Origin of the sequence: Flavobacterium crocinum, assembly GCF_003122385.1 — a bacterium.
In the GTDB taxonomy this organism is placed as follows: domain Bacteria; phylum Bacteroidota; class Bacteroidia; order Flavobacteriales; family Flavobacteriaceae; genus Flavobacterium; species Flavobacterium crocinum.
This window is the reverse complement of sequence record NZ_CP029255.1, coordinates 2009992-2022713: the sequence shown is the minus strand read 5'-3', so window position 1 is coordinate 2022713 and position 12722 is coordinate 2009992. Positions and strand designations below refer to the sequence as shown.

Sequence of the window (12722 nt, the reverse complement as noted above, 5' to 3'; positions counted from 1 at the left end):
TGAGTTCATTTTATTAAACATAAATATGCACCGGTTCTCTCCCGCAAAGTTTAGAAATGCCTTATCTTTGTAGAAAACAAAAATATAATGAACAAAAAAGTTATCCTTATGATTTTAGACGGTTGGGGAAAATCTCCTGACCCTAAAGTATCTGCAATAGACAATGCAAATGTTCCTTTTATAAACAGTCTTTACAAAAACTACCCAAGCGCTCAACTTAGAACTGACGGTTTAAATGTTGGTTTACCTGAAGGACAAATGGGAAACAGTGAGGTTGGGCACATGAACCTTGGTGCCGGAAGAATTGTATACCAGGATTTAGCCAAAATTAATTTAGCTGTAGAACATAAAACTTTAGCAAAAGAGCAAGTTTTGATTGACGCCTTTACTTATGCTAAAGAAAACAATAAAAAAGTACACTTTTTAGGATTAGTTTCAGATGGTGGTGTTCACTCACATACTTCACACCTTCGTGGCTTAATCGATGCTTCTCAGGAATATGGTTTAGATCAGGTTTACATTCATGCTTTTACAGACGGACGTGACGTTGATCCAAAATCCGGAGCAAAATATATTCATGATCTTGATGATTACATTAAAGATACTCCTGTAAAAATTGCTTCAATTATCGGTCGTTACTATGCAATGGACCGTGATAAAAGATGGGAACGTGTTAAATTAGCTTATGATCTTGTTGTAAACGGCGTTGGAACTCCATCAACAAATGCTGTTGCAAGTGTTCTTTCAAGCTATGAGAAAGACGTTACAGATGAATTTATTGAGCCAGTAGTTATTGTTGACGAAAATGCAAAACCTCTTGCTACAATTGTAGAAGGCGATGTTGTAATCTTCTTTAACTTTAGAACTGACAGAGGACGTGAACTTACTGAGGCGCTTTCTCAGCAAGATTTTCACGAACAAAACATGCACAAACTAAACTTGTACTATGTAACGTTGACTAATTACGACGAAACATACCAAAACGTAAAAGTGGTTTACAATAAAGATAATATTACCGAAACTCTTGGCGAGGTTTTAGAAAAAGCAGGCAAAAAACAAATCAGAATTGCGGAGACTGAGAAATATCCACACGTAACTTTCTTCTTTTCGGGAGGAAGAGAAACTCCTTTTGAAGGCGAAGAAAGAATCTTAAGAAATTCTCCTAAAGTTGCCACTTACGATTTAAAACCAGAAATGAGCGCTTACGAATTGGCAGATGCTCTTGTTCCTGAATTGAACAAAGGTGAAGTTGATTTTGTTTGCTTAAACTTTGCCAACGGTGACATGGTGGGACACACCGGAATTATGGAAGCAGCTATTAAAGCTTGTGAAGCAGTTGACGCTTGCGCTAAAAAAGTAATTGATGCTGCTCTTGCAAATGATTACACTACAATCGTAATTGCGGATCACGGAAACTGCGAAACGATGATTAACCCTGACGGTTCTCCAAATACGGCTCACACCACAAACCCAGTGCCGATTATTTTAGTTGACAAACAGCTAAAAAGCATTCAGGATGGTGTTTTAGGTGATATTGCTCCAACAATTTTAGAATTGATGGGTGTACAACAGCCAAATGCAATGACTTGTCATTCGTTATTGTAAAAATATTTTTCTTTTAAAAAAAAGAGGCAAACTTTTAAAATTTGCCTCTTTTTTTACACCCAATTTTGTCATTTCTCCTTTCAGTCGAAATGGCAAAAATTACGAATATCTTATTATAAAAATAAATGATACAACTGTTCTACACCATAAATAATAAGTCCGATAACACCCCCAACTAAAGTTCCGTTGATTCTGATGTATTGAAGATCTTTTCCAATTTCCAGTTCCAATTTTTCAGAAACCTCTTTTCCATCCCAGGATTTTACAGTTGAAGAAATCAGGTCGCCAATTACTTCTTTATTATTCAAGAGAACAGAAAGCAAATCATTTTTGATGAAATTATTGATTTTATCAATCATTACAGGATCTTCTTTGATTCCGTTTCCAAAGGTTTGAATTAAACTCGAAATACTATTTTTGATGGAAGATTCCTCTCCTTTATCCAAATCATTTGTAATCGAGAGTTTGATTTCGTCCCAAATTCCATTGATGTAATCCTGAACTTCTTTTTTTCCAACGAAACCTAAAATCATATCGTTGATTTTAACTCTCATTTCTTCTGAGTTTTTTACTTTCTCTAAAAAGTCAAAAATATATTCATCAATCTTTAAACGAACTGCACTTTCAGGCTTTTTGGCTTCATTTAAAAAATCCTGTAAACCATTAAAAACACCTTCGGTAATACTTTTATCGGCTAAACCAAAACTTAAAAGTGGCGTGGAAGCTTTTACTTTCTGCCTAATTAAATCTTTGTTATTGGTTAATTCAGCACTCATTACTTCCAAAAGATTCGTCAGCATCTGATTTTTTAAATCTCCCTTTTGAAGAGGTTCTAAAGCAACGGCAACCCAATTTCCAAAATTTATTCCTTCCATTTTTTCCTTAAACTGAACCTGAATAAATCTTTTGACATCCTCATCTTTAATGGTTCTTAAAATCCCCGGAATGATATTTACTGCAACAACATTGGCAATTTTAGCTGCATTTTCTTCCTGCGAAAGCCAATCAGAAGCTTTGGTTGCAAAATTGAATTCGTCGAGTTTAATTTCTAGCTTCTCCCGATTCAGAAATTCTTCTGAAACAAAATTTCCAAGATTCTCCCCTATTTCATTTTTCTTGGTCGGAATAATAGCTGTATGCCAAATCGGAATTCCCAACGGATGACGAAACAACGCCACAACCGCAAACCAATCGGCAATTCCACCTACCATTGCGGCTTCACTAAAAGCCTGCAGCATCGGAATTTTAAAATAAATTGCTATGATAAAAAGCAAGACTGCAATTCCTAAAAGCGACAAAGCAAATCGCTTCATTTTCTTTAAAGCCTTAGCTTTTTCTATATCCTGATCTGTAACAGTTTCCATAATTACATACGTTTTTACTACTAATTTAGGGCTTTTTTCTGAGACCGTTCTTCATTCTTTGTCTTTAAATAGCCACGAATTCACGAATTTTATTTAAAAATTAATTCATTAATTCGTGCAATCTGCATTTTTAAAAGTTTTGTTTTGAGATAATTCGTGAATTCGTGGCAGAAAAAAATAACTCAAAAAAAATTAATTAAAAATTGTACTTTTGCCAACTGAAAATCTGAAAAAATATGATCATCCAAAAAACCAGAGAGGAAATCGAATTGATGCGCGAAAGTGCTTTAATCGTATCAAAAACATTAGGAATGATTGCTTCTGAAATTAAAGAAGGAGTGACTACATTATATCTTGACAAATTAGCTGAAGAATTTATTCGTGATCACGGTGCTGTACCAAGTTTTCTTGGTCTGTATGATTTCCCGAATTCGCTTTGTATGAGTCCAAATGCTCAGGTTGTTCACGGTATTCCTAATAATGTTCCTTTGAAAAGCGGAGATGTTATTTCAGTAGACTGTGGCGCTTTTAAAAATGGCTATCACGGAGATCATGCCTACAGTTTCGAGATTGGTGAAGTGGCTCCTGAAGTAAAAAAACTTTTAAGAGTTACCAAAGAATCTCTTTACGTTGGAATTAGAGAATTTAAAGCTGGAAATCGCGTTGAAGATGTTGGAAATGCGATTCAGAAATATACCGAAGCTCACGGTTACGGAGTGGTTCGTGAATTGGTTGGACACGGAGTTGGACAAAAAATGCACGAAGAACCAGAAATGCCAAACTACGGAAAACGCGGACGTGGAAAACTTTTTGTAGAAGGAATGGTTGTGGCGATTGAACCGATGATTAACATGGGAACAAGAAACATCAAACAACTAAAAGACGGCTGGACAATCCTGACTGCTGACGGAAAACCAAGTGCACATTTCGAGCACGATGTAGCGTTAATTGATGGAAAACCAGAATTATTATCGACTTTCCAATACATCTACAAAGCTCTTGGAATTGAGAGTAATGAAGAAGATGAATTTAGACAAGTGCCGTTAGTGCTGTAGTTATAGCCGAGATTCAAAAAAACTTAAAAAAAATCGAACTCCTGCAAGGTTTTCAAAAACCTTGTAGGTGTCTTTTTTCAAACTTAAATACCTACAAGGTTTTGAAAACCTTGCAGGAAAACAAAAAATATTTTGAAATAGCCCCATGAAGAAACTTTTCAAATTAGTTCTAAATACCATTCCAAGACCATTATTAATTCGTTTGAGTTATGTGGCGCGTCCTATTTTGGCTTTTTCTTTAAGAGGAGATAAATTTACTGATCCTATTGACGGAAGAAGCTTTAAATCTTTTCTACCTTACGGATACGGAAAACAGCGTAATAATGTCCTTTCGCCAAGTACACTTTCATTAGAAAGACACCGTTTACTTTGGTTGTATTTAAATGACCAAACTGATTTTTTTACAGCACCTAAAAAAGTATTGCATTTTGCTCCGGAACAGGCCTTTTACAAACTTTTCCGCAAGCAAAAGAATCTTGATTACACGACAACCGATTTGTTTTCGCCTTTGGCAGATGTAAAAGCGGACATTTGTAATCTCCCTTTTAAAGACAATGAATACGATGTGATTTTATGTAATCACGTTTTAGAGCATATTCCGGATGATACGAAAGCAATGCAGGAATTATTCCGTGTTTTAAAACCAGGCGGAATGGCGATTCTTCAAATTCCTCAGGATTTAAATCGTGAAGTTACCTTTGCAGATGATTCTATTACAGATCAGAAAGAACGTGCAAGAATTTTTGGCCAATACGATCACGTTCGTATTTACGGACGCGATTATTTCGACAAATTAAGAAGCATTGGTTTTATCGTGATTGAAGAAGATTATACTAATAAAATAGCACCAGAACTGGTTGAAAAATATTGTTTAGCAAAAGGCGAAATTATTCCGCTTTGCTTTAAACCTGAAAACTAATTTTTTCATCATAAAAGTGATATAAGTTCATTTAAAAGAGTTTTCAAATTATTTCTATTTTGAAAACTCTTTCTTTTTTTGCCCTATTCCCAAAATACAAGCCTAACCAAAAACCTAAATCTTGGAACCTACAAAATCATTTCAATTTTGCTTTGACATCAGTTTAGAAAAAAACCTCAACACTTATATCCCAACCGCCTACATTGTTGAGAATTCTGATGAAATTAAATATTTGGATAAAAAAGCAAGTCCCGGCGTAATACAAAGTTTCGGGATTGTTTACGATAATCTGGATTCTAATTCAAAAAAAATTCTGACCGCCTGCGAATCTTTAAAACCTGAATTTATCTTTAAAAAATTCAGCGCTAAAATCAAATCAGCTAAGACGATTGCCGATTTGCAGAAAGATTCCAAAATTGATTTTGCAATTCGTCAGCATTTAAAATTTCATTTGGGTTCATTTTATGATTTAATTGTAAAAGAGCAATTTCCGTTGTCATTAAACCTCGGACCTGAAAAAGATTTTTATCGTTCCAGAGTTGATGTGAGTCCGCTTTATTTTGAACCTCAGATTCAATTCGACAAACACGACGAAGGAATCACCTACACCCTTTCTCTAAAAGAAAACGAAACTGCCTTTTTACCTATGGATAAAAAAGCCGAGATTCTTTTAGACGAGCCAGGATGGTTAATTATCAATAAAAAACTGGGGCAGTTAACAGCGCTTAACGCTAAAAAACTAATGCCTTTTTTAAAGAAAAAATCAATTGAAATTCCATCAAAATTAGTCGATGATTATTTCAAAAGTTTTATTCCTGAAATAGCAAAGAAAATCGACATTGAATCAACAGGTTTTGAAGTCGAAAGTCGTGATAAAATTATCTCTTGTACGATTCAGCCGGTTCATGATTTCTTTAAAAATTGTTATTATCTAAATCTTTATTTTGATTATGATGGTTATTTATTTGATGCTTCCAAAACAAAAAAAACACATTCGTTTGTTGATTTCAGCATTGCCAATCAGCCTAAAATAATTCAATTTAAAAGAAGTTCTGAAGAGGCTTTTTATACCGATAAATTGGCAGAACTCGGCTTGACCGTAATCAAAAATGAATTTTACGGGCTAGATTCTGAGATAGAAAACCCAGATCCTTATATTAATATTCAATTTATTATTGATCATAAAGAAAAACTGGAAAGCTTAGGATTTACAATTGAAAATCTAAAAGCGGAAAGCAAAGAAATTATCACCGAAAATCATATTGTTTCAGCTTCCAAAGAAACAGCCGGAGATTGGTTTGATATTAAAATCATCATTACGATTGGAACGTATAAAATTAATTTCAGCGAAATTATTCCAAACATAAAAAGCAAAGAACGACTTTTTCAATTGCCTGACGGAAATTATTTTCTGATTCCTTTAGAATGGTTTAGCAAATACAGTTCGTTGGCAAAATTGGCAAAAACCGAAGGAGGAAATCTTCTTTTGCGTAAAAGTAATTTTACGGCATTAGATGCCATTCCTGAAATTAAAGACGATATAACAACAAAAGCCGAATACAAAGCTTCTGATTTATTAAAAGCAACTTTAAGACCTTATCAAATTGAAGGCGTGCAATGGCTTTTAGGACATTTCAATTCGAATTTAGGCGCTTGTCTTGCCGATGATATGGGACTTGGAAAAACGTTGCAGACTTTGGCCGTTTTGGTTGCCGTTCAAGAACAATTAGGATTTACAACCAAAACAACCAATTTTGATTTATTTTCAAACGAAACTACAATCGAAAGAGAACCACTCAAAACGTTGATTGTTTTACCTTCTTCCTTAGTTTTTAACTGGTATAATGAATCTTTGAAATTTACTCCGCATTTTTCAAAAATGCAATATGTGGGCAATGACAGAAAACAATTAGCCGGCAGATTAGCCACAACCGATTTGATTTTTACGAGTTACAGCATTGTTCATCGTGATATTTCAATTTTAGAAAAATACGATTTTAGATATTTGATTTTAGACGAAAGTCAATACATTAAAAACAAAGATTCTAAGATTTTTAAAGCAATCAACAAGATTAGCACAGCTCATAAAATTGCTTTGAGCGGTACTCCAATCGAAAATTCGCTTGACGATTTATGGTCACAAATGCAGTTTATAAATCCTGACATTTTGGGGAATTACAAGTTTTTCATGGATAATTTTAAAACGCCAATCGAAAAAAGACAGGACGAGACTATTTTATCAGAATTAAAAACTCTTGTTCAACCTTATATTTTGCGACGAACAAAAGAACAGGTTTTAAAAGATTTACCTGAATTATCTGAGCAGATTTACTACTGTGAAATGGATCCTGAACAGGAGAAATTATACGAAAAAGAAAAATCGAAAGCGCGTAACTTTTTACTCAAAACAGATGGCTCAAGTCCGGATAAAATCAGCATTATTAATACGCTGATGAAATTAAGACAATTGAGTAATCACCCAAAAATGGTCGATCAGGAATCAGAAATTGATTCCGGAAAATATATTGCGGTTACGAATTATCTCGAAACTTTAGTCCACGAAAAACAAAAGGTTATTATTTTCAGTTCGTTTGTCACCAATCTTGGATTCTATACAGATTGGTGCAAGGAAAACAAGATTCAATATTGTGAAATCACAGGAGAAACTCCAGCGAATACAAGAGAACAACAAGTAAAATTATTTCAGGAAAAAGAAGAACCATTGTTGTTTTTTATTTCATTAAAAGCGGGAGGCGTTGGTTTAAATATCACCAAAGCATCTTACGTTTTATTTCTGGATCCGTGGTGGAATCCTTTCGCAGAAAAACAAGGAGTTGGACGAGCACATAGAATCGGGCAATTGAACAAAGTAAATGTTGTTCGGTTTATTTCTAAAAATACGGTTGAGGAAAAAATCATTAAACTGCAGGAAAACAAAAAACTGTTGTCTGATTCGCTTTTAGAAGAAAGTTACATCAATGACGAAATCGAAGCCAATTTAGAATACATTTTAAACTCTTAATAAGTTAAACCAATAAATCCGGCTGTTTTTCGTTGTATAAAATTGTTATATTTACAATCTTACAACATAAATAAGATGTCAAAATTTTTATATCATAGCCTTTTATTTTTTTGCTTCTTTAGTTCGATAACTGCTCAGCAAGTACAAAACGAGGTTGAACCACCTTATAATATTAAAACTGTTTCTTTTATTCAAAACGGAAGTAATGTTGTTCCTATTTTTGAACTAGGTTCTTCGTTTGCTTTTCAGTTCGATGATTTATTTGGAAGTGAGGCCAATTATTATTTTGAAGTTGTACATTGTGATTACAACTGGATACCAACTGATATTCCGAAAACGGATTATATTGGTGGTTTAGACAATCAAAGAATTAACGATTATTCTAATTCCTTTAATACACTTCAGATTTATTCGCATTACAGACTATCTTTTCCGAATCAGTTTACAACGCAAATCAAGCTTTCCGGAAATTATATACTGCGAATATTAAATGAAGACCGAGAATTAGTGTTTTCACGAAAATTTATTTTATACGAAAATCATTCAACTGTAACAGCCCAAGTAAAAAGAAGCCGAAATCTCAGCAATATTGATTACAAACAAAACTTAGATTTTGCTATTTTGTCTAATGATATTGTATTTCAGACTCCTTTACAGAATGTAAAAGTACTTCTATTACAAAATGGAAATTTTAATACTGCGATAAAAAATGTCGTCCCCCAATACACTATCGGCAATCAACTGGTTTATAAATATGATAAAGAAACACAGTTTTGGGGCGGAAATGAATTTTTATATTTTGAGAATAAAGACATTCGGGCTGCCAGTAATAATGTTGCCAAAGTAGGTTCTAACGGTGATATTTACAGCGCTCATTTATACACTAATGCCGCCAGAGGAAATCAGATTTACACCAATTATCAAGATGTAAACGGAAACTTTGTGGTTAAAAACATCAATGGTTCCAACAATGATATAGAAGCTGATTATGCCTGGGTTTATTTCACTTTATCCGCTCCGGCATTCCGTTTAAATAAAGACATTTATATTGCTGGAATGTTTAACAATTACAGTCTTTCTCCGGAATATAAAATGGACTACAACACTGATAAAGCCGTTTTCGAAAAAGCCATAATGATCAAGCAGGGATTCACTAATTTCCAGTACACTGTTGCTGATAAAAAAGGCGTTATTGATAACGAAAATGCTATTGACGGAAACTTTTACCAAACTGAAAACGAGTACACAATTCTGGTTTATTATAAAGAGGCAACAGATCGTTATCAGCGTGTTATTGGTAAAGGAAATGCAAACTCTATCAATATAGTCAATTAAAACAATGTTAAGGTTCTAGATTAAACGATTTTTTTTCTTAACTTTGCCACTATAACAACCACATATATACTGCGTTAGTATGGTTTCTCAAATTACACGAGGCATAAAAATATCTGTTTTAACTAGTTTTGAAGGTACTTACTTCAAAAACTACAAGATTCATTTTGCTTTTAGTTATGTAGTTACGATTGAAAACCACAGTAAAGATTCTGTGCAGTTAACCTCGCGCCACTGGGAAATTTTTGATTCTCTAAATGATCTGGAAGTAGTAGACGGCGAAGGTGTTATTGGCAAAAAACCTGTTTTAAAACCAGGTGAAAATCACACTTATAGTTCTGGCTGTTTATTATCGTCTCCTTACGGAGCAATGAAAGGTCATTTTAATATGATCAATTTTACCACTACAAAAACATTCAAAGTAATTGTCCCTACTTTTAGAATGTGTGCTCCTTTTGCTTTAAATTAAGGGCACCTTTTTACTTCGATTCTTTTTATCGTTATCTTAATCATAAAATTATCAATTTATTAATTTATCCTTTGTACTTTTGTGCAACGTTAGATTATTCGTAACAAATCAAATTTTCTAACTATAAATTATCTAATAATCTAATTTTAAATAACATGCTTAAAGGATTTTTTCATGTACCAAAAGCGGTAAACGAACCTGTAAAAGGATACGCACCGAACTCACCAGAAAAAGCAGCTGTTCAGGCAGCTTACACCACAATGTGGAATTCTCAAATTGACGTTCCTTTATATATTGGAAGCGAAGAAATCAGAACTGGAAATACAAGAAACATTACTGCTCCACACGATCACAAACATATCGTTGGAAAATATCATTTAGCTGAAAAACAACATATCGAAAAAGCAATTGCCAATGCTCTTGAAGCAAGAAAAAAATGGGCAAACATGGCATGGGAACAACGTGCTGCTATTTTCTTAAAAGCTGCAGAACTTATTGCAGGACCATACAGAGCGCGCATCAATGCAGCTACAATGATTGGTCAATCTAAAAATATTCATCAGGCAGAAATCGATTCTTCTTGCGAATTAATCGACTTCTTAAGATACAATGTTGAGTTTATGACTCAAATCTATAACGATCAGCCAAAATCAGATTCTTCTGTTTGGAATCGCGTAGAATACAGACCTCTTGAAGGTTTTGTTTACGCTATTACTCCATTTAACTTTACTGCTATCGCTGCAAATCTTCCTGCAAGTGCTGCTATGATGGGTAACGTTGTGGTTTGGAAACCAAGTGACAGTCAGGTATTTTCTGCTAAAGTTATCATCGATGTATTCAAAGAAGCCGGAGTTCCGGACGGTGTTATCAACGTAGTTTTTGGTGATGCTTTAATGATTACTGATACAGTTTTAGCAAGCCGTGATTTTGCCGGTGTTCACTTTACAGGATCGACTCACGTATTTAAAGACATCTGGGCTAAAATTGGAGCAAACATTCACAATTACAAAACGTACCCAAGAATCGTTGGTGAAACTGGAGGTAAAGATTTTATCATTGCTCACCCAAGCGCAAACGTAAAACAGGTAGTTACAGGAATTACTCGTGGTGCTTTTGAATTCCAGGGACAAAAATGTTCTGCTGCTTCCAGAGCTTATATCCCACAAAGTTTATGGCCAGCTGTAAAAGAACAATTGATTGCTGACGTGAAATCTATGAAAATGGGTTCTCCGGAAGATTTTGGAAACTTCATTACAGCAGTTATCCACGAAGGTTCTTTCGACAAATTAGCTAGTTATATTGATCAGGCGAAAAAAGATGCTGACGCTGAAATCATCGTTGGAGGAAATTATGATAAATCTGTTGGGTACTTTGTTGAACCAACAGTTATTGTAACTACAAATCCTAAATATACTACAATGGAAACTGAGCTGTTTGGACCAGTTATCACTATTTATGTTTACGAAGATGCTAAATGGGAAGAAACTTTAGAATTAGTAGATACTACTTCTGAGTATGCTTTAACAGGAGCAGTTTTCAGCCAGGATCGTTACGCTATTGAAGTGGCTACTACTAAATTACAAAATTCTGCAGGTAACTTCTACATCAATGACAAACCAACTGGAGCAGTTGTTGGAATGCAGCCATTTGGTGGAGCAAGAGCTTCAGGAACTAACGATAAAGCAGGTTCTGCATTGAACTTGTTGCGTTGGGCTTCTCCAAGAACGATCAAAGAAACTTTTGTAACTCCTGAAGATTACAGATATCCTTTCTTAGGCTAATCTGATTTTAGAGTTCAGATTTAAGATTATAAAAAGCGGATAATTTCAAATGAAATTATCCGCTTTTATTTTTTTTCTCAATTAAAGAAAAATCACTTCTCACAAATAATAATTTAACTTTAATAGATTATTTAAGAGCTAGTAAGAGGAAATTAAAAAAACAGTTCATTAAAATATAATTTCTTATAGATTTTAGAAAACTAATTCAGATAAAAAACAAATCAGTTTTTAGAAAAACAACCTAATAATGTTTTGTAGTAATTTTCTTATTTTACTGATTTACAACAACATACGTTCAACAAAAAACTTATTTTAATATTTTAAAAACTTCTTGTTCCATCTCAAAAAAAAACATCATAATACATTTGCCTTATAAAAATCAATTAGTATTATTTAAACAGTTTTAAACTTATGAGAAATTTAAACAATGTGCCTAAAATCATTTTAGAATCAAAAAGTATTGGTCACGCAATTGATTTTAAATGGAATAAAAAGAAAATAAACGAATTACTGGATCCTTTCGGAGAAAATGAAGATTTAGAAAATCTATTATTGCAAATCAACCACAAAGCTTCTGTTGGATTATCAGCCGCATTATTAGAATGGATATATTGGCGTTTTACCGGATATACAAAAGATACAAATGATACTCAAAAACGTATTGAAGCACTTTGGTGTTCAATAGACAATCCGGAACAAACTAATCCATTATTATTTGATACCGAATTTGATATGCCAGCTTCGGGTAGTGTAAATGGACCTTTATGGATTGCACATATGAATGTAAGAATGATTGATACTTTATATAGAAAAGGCTCTTATTATCTACAAAACGAACTCATAGGATTAGTATTATTAGCCCGACATGTTACTCCTAAAAAGAAAGTTTTTGATCGATGGTTCAATCGTATTATAGTAGATTTAATTTGCTTATATGCTTGTGAATATGAGAACTTGGATTTAGACGAGAAAGAAGAAGCTGTTTACGATTCTTCACATGAACCTGTAATATGTCGGGATTTTTTCTTTGATTCTGAATTTAAAGCCACCAATGAAGCGTCAGAAAATGCAATACATGGTTTTATTGATAATTTAAATTACCAGGCAAACCAGTTTTTAAATCTTACAAGAATATATTCTTAATTTTTTTAATAGTTTTTATTTATTCAAAAAAA

General features: G+C 33.6%; 9 protein-coding genes. 8 read left to right on the top strand and 1 reads right to left on the bottom strand.

Annotated features, from left to right (window positions below; genetic code table 11):
* Nucleotides 1–87: 87 nt before the first annotated feature.
* On the top strand, nucleotides 88–1605 hold the full coding sequence (gene gpmI / locus HYN56_RS09250) for a 2,3-bisphosphoglycerate-independent phosphoglycerate mutase (protein ID WP_109191912.1): 1518 nt from the start codon (nucleotides 88–90) through the stop codon (nucleotides 1603–1605).
* Nucleotides 1606–1718: 113 nt separating this feature from the next.
* On the opposite strand, the gene HYN56_RS09245 is transcribed toward gpmI, so the two are convergent.
* Nucleotides 1719–2969: a DUF445 domain-containing protein gene (locus HYN56_RS09245; protein WP_109191911.1), complete on the bottom strand. Its 1251-nt coding sequence runs from the start codon at nucleotides 2967–2969 to the stop codon at nucleotides 1719–1721.
* Nucleotides 2970–3205: 236 nt separating this feature from the next.
* Between HYN56_RS09245 and map the strand changes: the two genes are divergently transcribed.
* From map to HYN56_RS09210, 7 genes are all read left to right on the top strand, one after another.
* The gene (gene map / locus HYN56_RS09240; protein WP_109191910.1) at nucleotides 3206–4024 is read left to right on the top strand and encodes a type I methionyl aminopeptidase; all 819 of its coding nucleotides are present in this window, start codon (nucleotides 3206–3208) and stop codon (nucleotides 4022–4024) included.
* Nucleotides 4025–4169: 145 nt separating this feature from the next.
* Entirely contained in the window at nucleotides 4170–4943 is a 774-nt protein-coding gene (locus HYN56_RS09235; RefSeq protein WP_057117668.1) for a class I SAM-dependent methyltransferase, read from the top strand.
* A 121-nt stretch (nucleotides 4944–5064) separates the two neighbouring features.
* Nucleotides 5065–7965, top strand: coding sequence for a DEAD/DEAH box helicase (locus HYN56_RS09230; RefSeq protein ID WP_109191909.1), 2901 nt, complete (start codon nucleotides 5065–5067; stop codon nucleotides 7963–7965).
* Between the two features lie 75 nt (nucleotides 7966–8040).
* Nucleotides 8041–9300, top strand: coding sequence for a type IX secretion system plug protein (locus tag HYN56_RS09225; RefSeq protein ID WP_109191908.1), 1260 nt, complete (start codon nucleotides 8041–8043; stop codon nucleotides 9298–9300).
* 79 nt (nucleotides 9301–9379) lie between these two features.
* Nucleotides 9380–9766 carry a Co2+/Mg2+ efflux protein ApaG gene (gene apaG / locus HYN56_RS09220; RefSeq protein ID WP_008467225.1) on the top strand — a complete coding sequence of 129 codons (387 nt, stop codon included), beginning with the start codon at nucleotides 9380–9382 and terminating at the stop codon, nucleotides 9764–9766.
* A gap of 155 nt (nucleotides 9767–9921) precedes the next feature.
* On the top strand, nucleotides 9922–11547 hold the full coding sequence (pruA, locus tag HYN56_RS09215) for an L-glutamate gamma-semialdehyde dehydrogenase (protein WP_109191907.1): 1626 nt from the start codon (nucleotides 9922–9924) through the stop codon (nucleotides 11545–11547).
* Nucleotides 11548–11958: 411 nt separating this feature from the next.
* Nucleotides 11959–12690 (top strand): hypothetical protein, encoded by a 732-nt coding sequence (locus HYN56_RS09210; RefSeq protein ID WP_109191906.1) that lies wholly within the window; start codon nucleotides 11959–11961, stop codon nucleotides 12688–12690.
* The last annotated feature ends 32 nt before the right edge of the window (nucleotides 12691–12722 follow it).